Origin of the sequence: Paenibacillus sp. 276b, from assembly GCF_900107875.1 — a bacterium.
Lineage (GTDB): Bacteria > Bacillota > Bacilli > Paenibacillales > Paenibacillaceae > Paenibacillus > Paenibacillus marchantiae.
Map to the genome: position 1 here is coordinate 2,073,466 of NZ_FNRR01000001.1, position 17,166 is coordinate 2,090,631.

The 17,166-nt window shown below is 45.1% G+C and carries 16 protein-coding genes; 4 read left to right on the forward strand and 12 right to left on the reverse strand.

Annotation, left to right across the window (positions count from 1 at the left end):
* Window positions 1-130: 130 nt before the first annotated feature.
* The gene (locus tag BLV50_RS08720; RefSeq protein ID WP_177031166.1) at window positions 131-667 is read left to right on the forward strand and encodes a GNAT family N-acetyltransferase; all 537 of its coding nucleotides are present in this window, start codon (window positions 131-133) and stop codon (window positions 665-667) included.
* Between the two features lie 22 nt (window positions 668-689).
* Window positions 690-1,508 carry a MerR family transcriptional regulator gene (locus BLV50_RS08725; RefSeq protein WP_090807032.1) on the forward strand — a complete coding sequence of 273 codons (819 nt, stop codon included), beginning with the start codon at window positions 690-692 and terminating at the stop codon, window positions 1,506-1,508.
* 99 nt (window positions 1,509-1,607) lie between these two features.
* On the opposite strand, the gene BLV50_RS08730 is transcribed toward BLV50_RS08725, so the two are convergent.
* Both BLV50_RS08730 and BLV50_RS08735 read right to left on the reverse strand, forming a co-directional pair.
* A complete protein-coding gene (locus tag BLV50_RS08730; protein WP_063562775.1) occupies window positions 1,608-2,480 on the reverse strand; it encodes a YitT family protein in 873 nt (290 codons plus the stop codon).
* Window positions 2,481-2,603: 123 nt separating this feature from the next.
* Entirely contained in the window at window positions 2,604-2,960 is a 357-nt protein-coding gene (locus BLV50_RS08735; RefSeq protein ID WP_063562776.1) for a MerR family transcriptional regulator, read from the reverse strand.
* 111 nt (window positions 2,961-3,071) lie between these two features.
* On the opposite strand from BLV50_RS08735, the gene BLV50_RS08740 reads away from it, so the two are divergent.
* Window positions 3,072-3,845, forward strand: coding sequence for an SDR family NAD(P)-dependent oxidoreductase (locus tag BLV50_RS08740; protein WP_072733255.1), 774 nt, complete (start codon window positions 3,072-3,074; stop codon window positions 3,843-3,845).
* Window positions 3,846-3,938: 93 nt separating this feature from the next.
* Here the strand turns inward: BLV50_RS08740 and nspC are convergent, their stop codons facing one another.
* Window positions 3,939-5,066 (reverse strand): carboxynorspermidine decarboxylase, encoded by a 1,128-nt coding sequence (nspC, locus tag BLV50_RS08745; RefSeq protein ID WP_079693887.1) that lies wholly within the window; start codon window positions 5,064-5,066, stop codon window positions 3,939-3,941.
* A gap of 1 nt (window position 5,067) precedes the next feature.
* The gene (locus BLV50_RS08750) at window positions 5,068-6,306 is read right to left on the reverse strand and encodes a saccharopine dehydrogenase family protein (protein ID WP_063562779.1); all 1,239 of its coding nucleotides are present in this window, start codon (window positions 6,304-6,306) and stop codon (window positions 5,068-5,070) included.
* 898 nt (window positions 6,307-7,204) lie between these two features.
* On the opposite strand from BLV50_RS08750, the gene BLV50_RS08755 reads away from it, so the two are divergent.
* Entirely contained in the window at window positions 7,205-7,684 is a 480-nt protein-coding gene (locus tag BLV50_RS08755) for an immunoglobulin domain-containing protein (protein ID WP_090807033.1), read from the forward strand.
* A 190-nt stretch (window positions 7,685-7,874) separates the two neighbouring features.
* On the opposite strand, the gene cydC is transcribed toward BLV50_RS08755, so the two are convergent.
* From cydC to BLV50_RS08795, 8 genes are all read right to left on the reverse strand, one after another.
* The gene (gene cydC / locus BLV50_RS08760) at window positions 7,875-9,608 is read right to left on the reverse strand and encodes a thiol reductant ABC exporter subunit CydC (protein ID WP_072733257.1); all 1,734 of its coding nucleotides are present in this window, start codon (window positions 9,606-9,608) and stop codon (window positions 7,875-7,877) included.
* Window positions 9,605-11,443 carry a thiol reductant ABC exporter subunit CydD gene (cydD, locus tag BLV50_RS08765; protein ID WP_090807035.1) on the reverse strand — a complete coding sequence of 613 codons (1,839 nt, stop codon included), beginning with the start codon at window positions 11,441-11,443 and terminating at the stop codon, window positions 9,605-9,607. The genes cydC and cydD overlap by 4 nt, the downstream gene beginning before the upstream one ends.
* 64 nt (window positions 11,444-11,507) lie before the next feature.
* Window positions 11,508-12,521, reverse strand: coding sequence for a cytochrome d ubiquinol oxidase subunit II (locus BLV50_RS08770; RefSeq protein WP_063562783.1), 1,014 nt, complete (start codon window positions 12,519-12,521; stop codon window positions 11,508-11,510).
* Window positions 12,518-13,882, reverse strand: a complete 1,365-nt coding sequence (locus BLV50_RS08775; protein ID WP_090807037.1) for a cytochrome ubiquinol oxidase subunit I — start codon at window positions 13,880-13,882, stop codon at window positions 12,518-12,520. Before BLV50_RS08775 ends, BLV50_RS08770 begins: the two co-directional genes overlap by 4 nt.
* A 583-nt stretch (window positions 13,883-14,465) precedes the next feature.
* Complete coding sequence (locus tag BLV50_RS08780) at window positions 14,466-15,011, reverse strand: TlpA family protein disulfide reductase (RefSeq protein ID WP_256337898.1); 546 nt, start codon at window positions 15,009-15,011, stop codon at window positions 14,466-14,468.
* Between the two features lie 32 nt (window positions 15,012-15,043).
* Window positions 15,044-15,757: a heme ABC exporter ATP-binding protein CcmA gene (gene ccmA / locus BLV50_RS08785; protein WP_090807041.1), complete on the reverse strand. Its 714-nt coding sequence runs from the start codon at window positions 15,755-15,757 to the stop codon at window positions 15,044-15,046.
* Window positions 15,750-16,571 (reverse strand): ABC transporter permease, encoded by an 822-nt coding sequence (locus BLV50_RS08790; protein ID WP_090807043.1) that lies wholly within the window; start codon window positions 16,569-16,571, stop codon window positions 15,750-15,752. The genes ccmA and BLV50_RS08790 overlap by 8 nt, the downstream gene beginning before the upstream one ends.
* Window positions 16,572-16,596: 25 nt before the next feature.
* A complete protein-coding gene (locus tag BLV50_RS08795) occupies window positions 16,597-17,166 on the reverse strand; it encodes a nitrous oxide reductase accessory protein NosL (protein ID WP_371129237.1) in 570 nt (189 codons plus the stop codon).

The window sequence follows — 17,166 nt, forward strand, 5'->3', positions numbered from 1 at the left end:
CTCACAATGCTCCTCTTCACTTCGGTCTGCCCTACCTTTTCCGCCATATTGCTTGACTCTGGTATCGTACCAGGGTTTATCGTTGGTTTATAACAAATATGGCTTTACAAATCAGGAGTGGATTAAGTTGATGTTACAAAAACGCTTTGATCAAGTATTTGAAATTATGAAGCAGTCGTTTCCCGAAGCTGAATATCGGGAATATTCAGAACAGAAGAAGTTGCTTTCCAATTCATGCTACCGCCTTCTCACAGAGGAAAATGAACAGAATGAAGTGACTGGCTTTCTCGCAGGCTGGGAGTTCGAGTCGTTCAGATATATAGAGCATTTGGCTGTTTCTCCGAACATTCGTGGAGGCGGCATAGGCAAGCGGTTAATGGAACGTTACATGAAGCAGACCGCCAAGCCGGTTATATTAGAAGTTGAATTGCCAGAAGATGAGATGAAGCGGAGAAGGATCGGATTTTACGAGCGCCTGGGATTCTGCTTGGGAGATCATTCTTATGTTCAGCCGCCTCTTCGTGCTGTCGGGCAGGAAACCCTCTTATTACAGATCATGAGTTATCCAGCAAAGTTGAACCCAACACAATTTGAAATGGTGAAAAAAATGCTGTATAAGGAAGTGTATGGCGCGCCTTCAGCATACGCGCACGCATCTAATAATTAAGTGTAAACGAGGAAGAAAACCGATGAAAAACGATTATAAAATCAATGAAATTTCGAAGCTTTACGGAATAGGTGTTGACGCGCTGCGTTATTACGAAAAATTAGGGTTGCTGGTGCCTCGGCGGGACGGAAACGGGTATCGTCTGTATAGCCTTCAAGATATGTATAAACTGAATATCATCCGGGACCTGCGCCAGTTGGATTTTACCATGCAACAGATCAAAGCTTATTTGGATCAGCAAAGTGTCGAAAATACGCTTGAATTGTTATTGACTGAACAGGAACTGATTAAGGAACAAATTGCAAAGCTTAAAACTACGCAGCGTATTATTCAAGGCAGAATCAAGGTATTGACTGACGCAAGCAAAATTCAGACAGGAGTTTTCTCCATCAAAACGTATCCCGACCGGCCGTGTCTGCAACTCAATACACGCATAACTAGGGATGAGGAGATGGATTATGCAATTAAGAAGCTGCATCAAAAGCATAAAAGTCACATTCCGGACTTTGGAAACCAATTATATGGTGCATCCGTGTCCCTTGAGGAACTAAAGCATGGTGTGAGGGATGTTTTTAACTCCGTCTTCTTTATCTTTAATCCTGACGAAGCCAGAAAGATCGATTACGATTACATGCTGCCAGCTGGTGAGTATCTGTCCCTTTTTTATCGGGGTAACTACCGTCAAAGTCATGAAAAAATGCTTGAGGTCGTTGCACATGCCAACGAAAAAGGGCTCTGTGTAATGGGTGATCCTTTTGAGATTTATGAAATTGATAATCGTGATACGATCATTACCGAGCAATTTCTGACTGAAATACAGTTAAGGATTTGCAAAGAATGATAAATTTCTACCCTTATAACAAAAAAAGCCGCTATATTAGCGACTTTTTGTATGTTATATGCTTTTCTATGCGACAGTAACTCATACTCATTTTAGTGATTAGTGAATATCTTTCTTTTTGAAATTTCCGCCCTTAACTTCGGCTACATCGTAAACTACAATAAAAGCATTGGGATCAATTTCGTGAATGATATCCTTGATTTTGCTTTCTTCCATACGGTTGATTACACAGGTGATTTCTTTAAATTGTTCATTGGTATAGCCGCCGTAGGCATCGGTATAAGTTGCTCCACGACCTAACCGGTCACGAATGGTTTCGACCATGATCTCCGGTTGATTGGTGATAATTTTAAAGGTTTTGGAGCCGCTCAAACCTTCTTCAACAATATGTATCACTTTGGAAGCGATGTAATATGCAAGTGCGGACAGGATCGCCCCTTGAAGACCAAATACAGTCGAAACGACAATAAAGACAAACATGTTCAAGAATAAGATTAGATCACTGGTTCCAAAAGGTAATTTTCGTGAAAGCAGGACAGCCAACATATCGATTCCATCCAATGCCCCACCATTACGCAATGCCAAACCCATACCAAAACCGATGATAATCCCGCCCACAACGGTAATTAACAGTGTATCCCCTTGAATAATCGTTGGTACATGGTGCATAAGGCTTGTACCGACAGCTAGCGAGGCAATACCGATAATGGAATAAATAGCAAAGCTCTTACCTATTTGTTTGTAGCCTAACCATACAAATGGAATGTTGATGATACCAATCAGCATCCCTAACGGTAAACCAAACAGTTGTGAGCCAACGATACTAAGACCTGTCACACCACCATCTGATACATTATTTGGAATTAATACGGCTTCCAGACCATATGAGGTGATAAAAGCCCCAATCATAATCAATAAAACTTTGGAGATGATTTTCAGTTTGTTCGATTTTTGCACGTTCCTTTGATTCATTCCTTTTCCCCCTTGATGAACAACCATAAAAAATAGTCTATAACAAAATTCACTATTTTGGCAATAGATCGTCATGTATGTAACCACTGAATTCGCTCTGCTCGTTTCTTCGATCAGATTACATTATTTCCCGATTAATGCTCGATATGCCGTAATTTTATTCTCCAGCATCTGATCTGCTGAGTGAAGTGTGTGCATCTGCTGTTGAATCGCCTCTTTGTGCTCTTCCAGCAATTTCAAACGCTCTGCAGCCGTATGCTCACCTTCCTGAAATAACGATGCGTACTTTTTGATGATAGCGATCGGCATTTGAGTCTCTTTTAGTTTGATTACAAATTGCAGCCATTTCAGGTGCGATTCGTTGTAGCGTCTGTCTCCACTAGCATCACGGAGCGGTACGATAATCTGCTCCTTCTCATAATAACGCAATGTGTGGGTACTGATACCGAGTAGTTCAGCCACTTCACCGATCGTGTGCATGGTGATCCTCCCTTCTATATTCCGCTTGACTTAGAGTAAGCTCTAATCAGTATAATCAACTCGTACTCATATCACAATAAATAATGAACCGAAAATCCAGGAGGAATATCTATGAAGTATACAGTGATTACCGGTGCCAGTTCGGGCATTGGCTATGAAGCAGCTTTGGCTTTTGCGGCTCGCGGCAAACATTTGATCCTGGCTGCACGCAGAACCGACGAATTGGAGAAGTTAAAATCAAAAGTAAGTGAAATTAATCCTGATCTGGACATCGTCATTCGCACGGTGGATCTGTCCATCGCTGCCAATGTCCATGCATTCTATGAAAGTCTCCATCATTACTCTATCGAGACATGGATTAACAACGCAGGGTTCGGAAATTTTGCTTCGGTTGGTGAACAACATCTACCTAAAATCGAACAAATGCTTCATCTGAATATAGAGGCATTAACCATTCTTTCTTCCCTGTATGTGCGTGATTATGCAGAGGTTGAGGGCACACAGATCATTAACATCTCCTCTGGAGGTGGATATACGATCGTGCCGGATGCAGTAACCTACTGTGCAACAAAGTTCTATGTAAGTGCCTTTACGGAAGGGCTCGCACATGAATTAAAAGGCAAGCATGCTGCAATGCAAGCGAAAGTGCTCGCGCCCGCTGCAACGGAAACGGAATTTGCGGAACGTGCTTTTGATCTGGACCAGTTCAAATATGAGGGCCGTGTTCCCCAATTTCATACAGCAGAACAAATGGCTGGATTCTTGCTTGAATTATATGACAGCGAAAGCGTCGTCGGTATTGTAAATGGATTAACCTATGAGTTTGAATTGAAAGAACCGATCTTTCCGTATGCCGCAAGAGCAGCGTCGAAACCCAACGATTAATCATAAAAACAGCCGTTAACCCATCCTATGTGAAACGTCAAAAGGGAACCTGTGATCAGGTTCCCTTTTGCTCTTGCTATATCTATAAAAGTATTAAGCCAATCTCATTTTGAAGTCCTGATAGCCGAACTCACGAACCACTTCGCAATCGCCATCTTTTCTTTTCACTGCGATGGCTGGCAGCGGCATACCGTTAAATGTATTGGTTTTGACCATGGAGTAGATCGCCATGTCCTCAAATACCAGTCTGTCACCCGTTTTGAGCGGTTGATCAAACGAATAATCGCCGATCACATCACCTGACAGGCAAGTTTGTCCCCCCAGACGATACAGATGGGCTTTCTCCCCTGCTTCTCCCGAACCGATAAGCGGCGGGCGATACGGCATTTCCAGCACGTCCGGCATGTGGCATGTTGCCGAGGTATCCAGAATGGCAATGTCCATACCGTTCTTGTGGAAATCGAGCACAGACGTCACCAGGAAGCCCGCGTTCAGCGCAACCGCTTCGCCCGGCTCCAGATATACCTCCAGGCCATATTTTTCCTGCATGCGTTTGATGCAAGCTTCCAGTCTTGGAATGTCATAATCCTCGCGTGTGATGTGGTGTCCACCGCCGAAGTTGATCCATTCCATTTGTGGCAGCCATTGTCCAAACTTCTCTTCTACCGCATTCAGTGTCGTTTCCAGATCATCTGAATTTTGCTGGCACAACGTATGGAAATGCAGTCCGGAGACTCCTTCCAACAGCTCTGCACGGAAATCCTCTTGTTTGGCACCAAAACGGGAACCAGGAGCACATGGATCGTAAATCTCATGCCCCTCCTGAGTCGAGCATTCAGGGTTAATACGCAGGCCTACTTTTCGACCAGCCTGAAGCGCTTTGCCCTTAAATTTCTCCAGTTGGGAGAAAGAATTGAAGATAATATGATCTGAAATCGAAAGGATTTCATCGATCTCATCTTCGCGATAGGCCGGGGCAAAGACATGATTCTCTTTGCCCATCTCCTCATGACCCAGGCGGGCTTCATACAGCCCGCTTGCCGTTGCACCGCTCAAATATTCTCCAATGAGCGGATACATCGTGGTCATGGAAAATGCTTTCTGAGCCAGCACGATTTTGGCTCCTGTACGTTGCATGACACCGTTCAGGATTTTGAGATTTCTTTCGATAAGTCCTTCGTCAACAACAAAACATGGTGTCGGTAATTGCTCAAACCGCATCTTAACGAACAAGCTCCGATTCTTTGGCTTCTTCTGGCAGTTCGTCAACGAGTACTGGGTTGAAGTCTTCAACCCATGGGAGACCCCATTTGTTCAACTCTTCCATGAATGGATCTGGGTTGAACTCTTCAACGTTGTATACGCCTGGTTTGTTCCATTTACCAGTCATCACCATTGCTGCACCAATCATGGCTGGAACACCTGTTGTGTAAGAGATGGCTTGGGAACCCACTTCTTTGTAGCATTCTTGGTGATCACAAATGTTGTAAACGTAGTACGTTTTATCTTTGCCGTCTTTTTTACCTTTGAAAATGCAGCCGATGTTCGTTTTGCCCACAGTACGTGGTCCAAGGGACGCCGGATCTGGCAGTACCGCCTTCAGGAATTGCAGCGGAATGATTTGTTTGCCTTCGTATTCGATAGGTTCGATCGAAGTCATGCCCACATTTTCAAGTGCTTTCAAGTGCGTAAGGTAGCTTTGACCAAATGTCATGAAGAAACGGATGCGTTTCAGACCAGGCATGTTTTTAGCCAGGGACTCCAGCTCTTCATGATAAAGCAGGTACATGTCTTTCTCGCCAACTTCTTTGAAGTCATAGACACGTTTAATTTCCATTGGTTTCGTTTCGATCCATTCACCTTTTTCCCAGTATCTTCCGTTAGCCGAAACTTCGCGGATGTTGATTTCAGGGTTGAAGTTGGTTGCGAACGGATAGCCGTGATCTCCACCATTGCAGTCGAGAATGTCAATATATTCAATCTCGTCAAAGTAATGTTTCAGAGCATAAGCAGAGAATACACCAGTAACACCTGGGTCAAATCCACTGCCAAGCAGAGCTGTAATTCCCGCTTTTTCAAAGCGCTCTTTGTAATCCCATTGCCATTTGTATTCGAATTTTGCCGTATCTTCCGGCTCATAGTTCGCTGTATCCATGTAGTTCGTTTTCGTTGCAAGGCAAGCATCCATGATTGTCAGGTCTTGGTAAGGCAATGCCAGGTTCATGACGAGATCCGGTTTAACTTCGTTGATGAGGGCGATCAATTCGTCAACGTTGTCGGCATCCACTTGAGCTGTCGTAATTTTTGTTTTGCCGCCGTCCAGCTTGGCTTTAAGATCGTCACATTTGGATTTCGTACGACTTGCGATGCAGATTTCCTCGAATACTTCGCTGTTTTGAACGCATTTATGAACTGCTACTGAAGCTACGCCGCCGGCGCCGATGATTAGTGCTTTTCCCATTTTCCATTCTCCTAACCCAATATGAATTTTTTTAAAAATTAACTTCATTATTTTTCTCATTTTTCAACTTTTCGCCCGTTCTGAACCAACAAAAAAAGCAAGGTGAAAAATGCCCCAAACGCGCATCATCACACTTGCTTGTCGATATACATCATTAAAAAGACGCAAAGTTCCCATAACTAAAAAAGTTCAAAAGAACTCCTCTAGCGGAAAGCTTCTTCATGTATATCAATATCAGATCAGAGTCTATATAGCAAATAATTCGCCTTTACCACTCTTATTGACCGTTTCACAAGTTGATGTGCAGATGCACTGGTTGTAAAGTAACCAACTTATAAAATTTGAGCTTTTAACTCAATCAATAAGGCAACATAAGTTGCCAATCGGCGTTTGACCCGGCTGTCCGTATGGCCTTAACTTCCTTAAGAGAAGTGGTCAAAAATTATCTGCTGGAAAGACCTGATTTATGTTGATATATCTGCTTTCCAAAATCACAGGTCTTACAATATCAGATACATTAAAAAAAATCAAGCGATCTCTAAAAATTTATTTATTCATCATTTTGGAACACACATTTCGCTCTTAGGCATATCTGATTATAATGGCAAATCTTTAAATAGTTACTGCCTAATGTATCCAGCTCTTTCTCAATTTTCAAACTGACATGTCAGCGATAACGATGTGTAACATGGAAGTTGGATTATCCTAAAATAGATTGATTTAGGTAGAATAATCCTTTAGTTTTGTATGTCGAATATAAGTTATTACGCGAAGTTTAGAAAAAAATATAAAGCTCCCAAAAATATTTTCTTTCTACTTGAAATTTTATACATTTTTGATAGATAGATATGATATATTTGGTATGTAATTTAAAGTATATCCCAGAAAAGAGGATCTTATGAAAAAATCTGTTTTGCTATTTGTTGCAATTTTCATGTTTTTGCTTTCCAGCGCTCCATCAGCATCTGCAGCTGGAGACCGCCTCATTTATGACATCATGTATAACAATTCGATTCCACTCGTATCCAACAACGTCAGGTTTTCACTGCAATACAGCGTCTACGGCGACCTACAGCTCTGGGATAACCGCACACACACGATGTTATGGAACACCAAGACCAATGACACGAGAATAAATCATTTCAAGATTGATTATTGGAGTGGAAAACTCGTGCTCCAGGATCCCCAAAACACACCTTACTGGACGTCAGACAACAAGGCATGGTCTACATCGTACTATGGAGCGGACAATCTGCCACCCAACCTCAGGGGTAACGTGCTCATCGTTCAAAACGACGGCAATTTGGTTCTGTACAATACAGAAACACCGAGTGCAGGCTGGTATCCTGTCTGGGCTTCCAATACAGGAGGCCATTAAGGTCTATTGTACTGGAGTACAAGCTGTTTATCGAAGCTTCAATTGACTGATGCTTACCCTCATTTCTTTACGGTAATATAAATACACTCCACACAGTATAAACGTGTGCGAGTGTATTTTTTTGTAATGTGAATGTTTAAACTGCAATGACGCATACTCTTTCATTCGTATCTGTGTGTATCTTACTCTCTTACACTCCAACTTCTCCGATCATTTGCCGCTCAATCTTCTTCATCTCATAAAAATAACCTTCTTGCTCCATTAACTCCGTATAGGAGCCCGCTTCCACTACCCTTCCCTGTTCCATCACCACAATCCGATCCATCTCTTCAAGGCCAGTAAGCCGATGACAGATCAGTAGAAGCGTATCCTCGGCTGCTTGTGCATAGAGATGTTTCATCACACGTTCTTCTGTAACGTAATCCATTGAGGAAGTAGGTTCATCGAGAAGCCATAACCGCCCCTTGCGAAGCATGGCCCGTGCCAGAGCCAGCCTCTGCTTCTCACCGTCCGACAGGTTTTCCCCTTTTTCATAGACTACATCAGTCAATGATGTATTGGGCAGTTGCACTTTTGCTAGCACATCCAATAGTTGCTCGTCCGAATGTTCATCATCATTCAACAGCAGGTTATCCCGGATCGTTCCCCGGAAGAAATGACTTTGCTGCAAGACAACATTGGCCGTTTGCCAAATGCTCGCCTCATCCAGTTCCTTCACCGAAATGTCATTTAAACGGATCTCCCCTGTTGTAGGCGTTCGCAGTTTAAGCAGTAGTTCAATAATCGTTGATTTGCCTGATCCGCTCGGTCCGACAATCGCCGTTTTGGAGCCGGGTAAAATATGCAGCGAAATGTCCTTTAACGCCGGTCTCCACTCCCCTTCATATTGAAACGTAACATTGGAGAGATCAAGCGAAACAGCCTGATTGCCAGATAACGCGCCTTTTGGCTGCGTAGACACAGACTGCCTATCAGAGGTCTGTATGGTTTCCGTCAGTCGCTTGGCTGCGTGTTCGCTATCCTGCTTATACAAAGGTAATGTCGCCATTGCCGCAGCCTCTTCGAAAACGGTTAGTGAGGCCATAACCAGCATTGCAAGAAACACGCCAGCAAGCGCTCCATCCATAATCAGATAAGCACCAAGTGTCAGCACGCCCCAGGAAATAAGGAACGTAACCAAAGCATGCATGGATTGCCCACGCAGTAGGTGTCCGGCAGCCCGTTGCTGCTGGACCGTCAACGCAGCAGAAGCCTGCTGCAGCTGCTGCTCCCGTTGAGCCAGTTGTCCGTACACTTTCAAATCCCGGAACCCATACAATACTTCGGTGACTTCTGTGGAAAGCAGCGCCCGCTGCTCGCGAACGTGTCCATGTATTTTCCGCTGCCCAAGCAAAACCAGTCCTGGTACAACCAACGCCGTTATGAGCATACCTAATACAAACAGCCCCGCAATCCAGAATGAAAAAGCAGAAGTAAACAACACTGTCGCCAAAAAGACCATGACAACAATGATCGGTGGGTAAGCGACGCGCAAAAAATAATGTTGCAGGCTCTCCACATCCCCAACAATGCGGGCTAGCAGGTCTCCACTTCGCTTTTTGTTCAATATACCCGGCGTCAAAGGAATGAGTCGGGCAAAAAAGGATGTACGCAAACGGCTAAGCATGGAGAACGTCGCCCTGTGGGAATACAAGCGCTCTCCGTATCGGCTCGCCGCCCGAAGCAGTCCAAGCAGCTTGACCAGCGAGGTGAGTACAATTAAGGTGTACAGCGGTGGCGCAAAGACCGTTTGCGAAATCAGATATCCGCTCGCCGAGAAGAGGGCCACTCCTGCTATCCCGGCAATAAACCCACCTAGAATGGAAAGGATGATATCCTTGCGCTCCTGAATCATGGCTTTGGACAAAATCGCTAGCTCATTCATGCCAAGCCCCCCTTTCGTTGAACATCAATCATCTCGGCATACTGGGGTAGACGCGCCATAAGCTCTTCATGGCGTCCCTTATCCACTAACACACCATCGTCCATAAACAATATGCGATCGGCATGTTGAATCGTATATAATCGGTGAGCCACTGTAATCATCGTCGCGGTATCTGCCAATGTGGCAATGGAACGTTGCAGTATCTGCTCCGTGCGCAAATCCAGTCCCACCGTAGGCTCATCAAACAATATGATGGAAGGCCGCTTCAAAAAAGCTCTTGCCAAAGCAAGTCGTTGCTTTTCCCCACCAGACAGTCCTCGACCTCCTTCACCAACCAAGGTATCGAAGCCATGCTCCAATTGGGCAGCAACTTCAGCAAGCCCGGCATCCTCTGCCGCCTGCTCAATTTCAGTCCTGGACACGTTCCGGCCCGCACCAATCGCAATGTTCTCAGCAAATGTACCTGCAAAAATATACGGATGCTGTGTAATGTAGCTCACATGTTCGAACCATCCAGCCTCATCATATTCGGATAGGGGTTGTCCATTTACCAGTACCTCTCCTGATTCTGGCTTCAGCAAACCCGCAATGAGATGTAGCAACGTCGTTTTTCCTGAGCCGCTTTTGCCGACAATGGCAATGTGTTCTCCCGGATCAAGCTGTGCTCGACCAGTCTCAAGGTCGAATGATTCGGGCGCATAATGAAATCGGAGATGGTTCAATATAATGGACGGCGGCATCGAACCGTCATTGGAACGGTGCATTTGTAATATCCCTATCCCGTTTTCCCTTTCAATCCGCTCCATGTTAACGACCTCGTCAATTCCATCGGATGTACCTAATCCTTCTTTGCTATCTGCCGATTTGTTCTCCCCAGCTGTTTCCTCAAGCATCTGCTCTACCTTACGAACCGCTCCCATACTTGTTCGCCCGCTGTGAAAAGCTGTTCCCGTATTTTTCAACAGACTGTAGAACTCGGGAACGAGCAGCAGCACGAGAAACGCAGTGTGGAACGACATCGATTTGAATACAAGCAGCTGGATTGCTAGTTCAAGAGCGACGATACCGATGCTTAGCATTACAATCGATTCCAGCATGAACGTATTGGTAAACGCAATCCGCAAAATGCCCATCGTGGCATCGCGGTACCCCAGGCTGGTGCGTTCAATCTCCTGCTGCTGACGGTGAGCCCGTCCAAATATTTTCAACGAAACCAGCCCTTGAAGAGAGTCCAGGAACGTACCGGAAAACTCGGCCAGCTGCGCATATTTCTCCTCTGATTTGTTCTTCGTCTTCAGTCCCACCAAAATCATGAACAAGGGGATAAACGGGGCCGTAAACAGCATAATGAAGCCTGAATTGGCATGCTGCATAAACGTTACCACCAAAATCAGAATCGGAATGATGGCAGCCTCCATCATGCGTGGCATATACAGACTGAAATAACTGTCAGCCTCATCCACAGCATCCAGAGCAACACTGACCTTACCGCCTGTTTGTCCACGAAGGGTTGATGGCATCGACGCAAGGGTCAAATGTTGCAGCACGGCTGCCCGCATATTCGTCTTGGCACTGGAAGCCATATGCAAACCAACTTTTCCGTTCCCATAAGACAGACCTGTACGTACGACCATGACAGCCAGGAGTATCCCCAGCAGCATGACGACCGACGAAAGGGAGGCCTTGTCCACGAAAATCCGTTGTACTGCTTCAGCAAGCAGCGCAGCCTGACTTACAATCGCTGCACCCAGCGCAAGTGAAATGACTGCAAGGAGCACGAGTCGTTTTCGCTGCCCAGACATTTGTTGAGAGATCAGGCTTGTTTTCCTCTTCATGTAAGCTCTCCTCCTTTCTATGAACCTGTGAGATTACTACCTTACATCGCATAATGGATTCAATTTATTTTTTTCCCTTTACATAATCCGCATCAAACAGAAACAGTTTGAAAACCAGAATCAAGGAAGGAATCAACATACACATGCCACCGATAAAGACAACAACTAGTGCGAAGCCCATCGCTGGTGAGGTTACACTGTTTTGAATTGTAATGAACGGATCAAGGATATAAGGATATTGACCAATTCCGTAAGCGAAAAAGGCACAGAAAAATTGCAGCATGATACATATAAACGCTAATCCGTAGCGGCGTCCGTTATAGATCAGCCACATCGCAATCATGAAGAATGCAACGGAAAGTGCAAGCAGCCACCATAAATCCATCATATTTTGAAAATGTCGCTCATTGTGCTGTCCCAAATAAATAAATGCAGTCAGTGCGATGATAATCGTCGGTGTGCTCCAGAACAGGGCATAGGTCCGTACCAGCTTCAATGCAGAGTGATCCTCTGCCCGCGATGCATAAAAGGCTAGAAATGAGCTGCTAATGAACAATACGGACACAATCGCCAGTCCAACAATGCTCCATGATAACGGATTGGTAAACAACGTCCAGTAATCCAGCGAAACCGTCGAACCCTGCTTCACGATAAAACCACCTTCAGACAGCGTTAGCGCCACTGATAGCGAAGCTGGAATCAGCAATCCCGAAGCTCCATATAGAAAAAGATACACGATGTTATTTTTGGAACCATAGTTCTCAAAAGCATAAAACGACCCACGAATGGCGAGCAAAATGACGGCAATACTCCCCGGTACGAGCAGTGCTGATCCGTAATAATACGCCGTGTCCGGAAAGAATCCGACAATGCCAATATAGAAAAAGACAAAAAATACATTGGTAATCTCCCATACCGGTGATAAATAACGGGAGATCAGACGATTAATCAGGTGATCCTGTTTCGTCAAGCGTGCATAAAAGGCAAAGAAACCCGCCCCGAAATCAATGGAGGCAACAATTAAATAGCCATACAAGAACAGCCAGAGTACCGAAATGCCAATCAGTTCGTAACTCATGCAAGCTCACCCTTTTCTGTAGACGGATTGCGCTTCTCCTTCATCCATTTCTCCATCTCGACTTCTGCCGGATTATTGTTGAATAAACGTCTTAGTACGAGAACACACATCACTCCCAGAACGATGTAGAGAAGCAGGAAGAAGAAAAAGATCATTCTTATGTTGGGTGATGAAGTGGCAGCTTCCTCCACACGCATATATCCCCGAATAATCCACGGCTGTCGTCCCAGTTCAGCATAGAACCATCCCAGCTCAACCCCGAGAAAAGCCATCGGTGCGCCTAGCGCTATGATCCCAAGCAGCCACTTATTCAGCTCATTGCGCTTTTTCCAGAATACAAACAGGAAATACAGAACTGAAATAGCCAGCAGCGTAAATCCGATTCCGGCCATTAAATCAAACAGGTAGTGAACGAGCAGCGGCGGCCATTCGTCCTCCGGGAACTCCTCCAGTCCGGTAACCTCTGCATTAAAGTCACTAAAGGCCAGGAAGCTGAGCAGTTTCGGCAGGTGAAGAGCTCCTATAATTTCATGCTCTGCATTCAGCCATCCCAATAAAATCAAATCTGCGCCGCTTTCTGTCTCAAAATGCCATTCTGCCGCTGCAAGTTTCTCCGGCTGATGCTCGGCCAAAAACTTGGCGGACACATCTCCCGCTAACGTGTTCAGTAAGCCGAACAGCAGAACCACCGCCATCATGAGATTCAAGGCTTTTTTGTGGTATGCAGATGTCCCTTTTCTCAGAAGCGAGAAGGCTGCAATTCCGGCTAACAGGGCAGCTCCTGTCAAATATGCTGAGCTTAATACATGAAACACCTTGGAAAACGTCGCCGTATTCAGCATCGCCTCCACTGGGTTAACCGCTGTGAATTGGCCTGCTTCCATGACAAAGCCTCCAGGCTGGTTCATGAAGCCGTTCACCGTCGTAATAAACACAGCCGACATGCCTGCTCCCGTGACGATTGGAATCGTCAGCAGCCAGTGAATGTATGGATTTTTGAATCGATCCCACGTATACAAATAAATGCCCAGAAAGATCGCTTCAAAAAAGAACGCAAACACTTCCATGAATAGTGGGAGTGCAATGACATTGCCTGCCAGTTTCATAAAATTCGGCCACACCAGGGCCAGTTGCAGTGAAATCGCTGTACCGGTCACCACACCAACCGCCACAGAAATGACAAACCCTCTTGACCACCTCTTCGCCATCAGTGTGTAATGGGGGTCCTTCTTGCGAATCCCCATGAATTCTGCAATTGCGATCATTAGAGGTATACCGACGCCAAGTGTCGCAAAAATAGCGTGGAAGCCCAGCGTCATACCTGTCACCAGCTTGCTCCACATCACCGTATCGATTGCCATTGTTTACTGCCTCCTTTCAAACTCTGTTCGATTTTCGTACTGATTTGAATCTTTTAATTATTAGGTCAGTCAGCCCTTGGACTGCGTTCTTTATCAGGTTGATAGAAGCCCCACTAGACTGGTTCAGAGTTTATCTACAAACCGTTCCTCCATCGTTGTATGTACAAAGAGAATTTTTTCACAAAGTAAGTGACGAAGGAGCTTTACCACACCATTATTGTGCATTGCTACACATAGTTATTGGACTGAGCATGGGTTGGCGAGCTGTGTTTTACCTGATACTGAAGGGCCAAAGTACTTAACAGGACCTAATAGTTAAAATTATTATATCTTTGTGAATTAGCAATTCAATCACTGACACGTCTTCGTCCCTAAATGTTCAAGAAAGGATCAACTCTTTCTGACAACTCGGTGAAAAGCATAAAAAGCACCCAAAGGGGCTATTGATTCATTAGGCACAACCGTGGTATTGCGATTTTCAATTCTACTATGCTTGCAAGATGTTCGGGAAAAATAAAACAAAAGAAGCCGCTCGTATAGTGAGCGACTTCTCGACTTTTTTTGTTCATAAGTCTGCAAAGCTTCAATTCCGTTGCTGTACGGTCTCCTCCAGCCATTGCTGCAAAGGAATATCCTTAGTCAACTCACCGAGCAAAATGTGACTGAATATACCTTCCTGATCTATGATCATGGTCGCTGGCAACCCGGTGATACGATACAGACCGGAGACCTTTCCGGTCACATCAATGATAACAGGGAAATCGAATTGCTGTTTCTCCATAAATTCACGAATGGTGCCCTTCGCTTCCCCCACGTTGACAAACAGAGCCTCTACATCGTTTTGATACGTCTGAGCAATCTGCTTAATCATTGGCATTTCCCTCACACAGGGCGTACACCATGAAGCCCAGAAGTTAATCATGACGACTTTGCCCCGATAATCGGAGAGCTTCACCTGTTCTCCGTCTGAATTAACCGCAGTGAATTCAGGAGCAGTTGCACCGGCTTCAATGGCACCGGTTATTTTGGGCTCGGATGATGAAGTCCCCTGGTAAATTGCCCACACAGCGATCAGTAAAGCAGCCATTCCAATCAGGATAGTAAGCAAACTTCTCATTTTCGCACTCATTTTTTTACTCTTTTTTTCCAATAAATTCACCTTCATTTTAAGCCAAGACTATGATGAAATGCAGCATGAAGCGACCCGAACTGTTGACGAAAGTCCTCAGTAGAGCCATCTCCCACATTACGTCCTTGGTTCATAAAAACAATGTGATCGGCAACATCATCTGCGATCTCAAGCTGGTGGGTGGAGAACACGACCATATGCCCTTCCTCCTTGATCTGTTTTATCAGATTTGCAAACTCCTGCATCCAGAAGGGGTCCAGTCCATTCGTCGGCTCATCCATGATCAGCAGCGGAGGCTTGGACAGCAGAGCCTGGGCAAATAACACACGCTGCCGCATACCTTTGGAAAAGGTCGTGACCCGTTTCTTTTTTTGATCGGCCAAGCCTACCATGGTTAGCACTTCCGTTACTCGCGCTTTAGGCACTTTCCTTAACGCCGCCCAGAACTGGAGCGCCTCCTCTGCCGTCAAACCCTGGTTGAAATGATAATCATCCGGCATATATCCGATCTGTTCCGAATATCGCTTTCGTTCTTTGGACCAGCGCATATTGTTTACAATGATTTCACCCGAGGTAGGTTGAAGAATACCTGCAAGCATACGCAGAACGGTGCTTTTTCCGGCCCCATTTCCGCCGCATAAGGCAAGCACATGACCGGAAGAAACGCGAAAGGATATATCTTCAACAATCTGTTGTTTTTTTATGGATTTACACAGTCCAACAATCTCTGTTTCCACGTTATCCATGGGAACGTCCCCTTTCCCATATCCCGTATACTGCCACGATAGAACATGTAATCCACAGCAGACATATCCCCATAAAGATCCAGCTCCCGCTCGATGGATGTACCCAATCTACCCACTGATAATATTCAGGTCCCAGTATCGAGCCCCCGCCAAGTTTGATCACCACAAACAAACGTACCAACTCAGCCGGATTGATGAAGGTTAGAACGGTGAGTAAGGGTTTTACCCACTGATACGGCATGAGTCCCAGCACGGAAATTAGAAGCGTGGGCCACCCGATCACAGCAAAAAACCAAACGGATACCGATATCGTTAACGCTTGCCAGCGATTTTTGGATAACGAACCGATGAACAGTGCAATAGTCAGAAATAGCAACACCAGTCCGCAGGAGAATACCAGAAACAAAAGATATGTCTTAACATCTAAAGGGCTACCCACCCATCCGCTAAGAAGTCCCATCAGGCCATATCCGAATGTAACTATCGTCATTAATACAACCGACAGCCCCAGATATTTGCCAACAATAAAAGACATCGTGCCGATGGGGTAAGTGGACAACAGCTGCCAGCTGCCCTCTTCCTTTTCAGAAGTCAACGAGAACGAGCCCAGAAAGAGGGTCATCAGCGGCAACAGATAAAGAATAAGATTTAACATGGAACCTGTAGTGCCAGAGTATCCTGCTACAAAATTCTGAGAATTGATGATTAACAAACTCAGACTAAACACGCAGAAAAGAATCAAAAATGAATATGCCCAAGGGTTGCGAAATCCCATTTTCATTTCTCGTCGGACGACTTGTACCATATCTCCCATCATGCATCACCATTTTCATTGGTCATTACTTGTGGCCTGATTCTTCCGTTGATTCGCTTTCTCCATGTGTTTCTTCATGCACGCCTTCACCCATTCCCTCCTCGGAATGCCCATGCTCCCCCATCATATCCATCGTCTCTGTGTTTTGTTTCCAGTCGTGGGAGGCGAGGTCTTCAGCGGTCATAATGGTTCCCACACCCTGCTCGGCAACAAAAGCTTCGGCAGATGGTTTATCCTTAAAATTGAGGATGCCGTAAGCCATCGGTGTACGCAGTGAAGCATCATATACATAAGTGGCTTTGCTGTACTCAATCCATTCCTTGTCATTATAATCACGAACAAAATCCATCCCGATGTTATCTGTTCCGTTCTCTTCTTTCCACTGATGCATACAACCAATGTCATCAAATTTATAATTTTTACCGTCTTTCGTGGTAAGCTGCGTGGCATAGGCATCATCTTTCACCTGCATTTTGCAAATGGCACAGATATCCACGTCTTCATTGATAGGCAATGCCTCGTATTTTTTTCCGCAAGCTGTTAATAACAGCACCCCAAAGAGAAGCACCATAACTGTTTTCCAATGTGTTTTCAT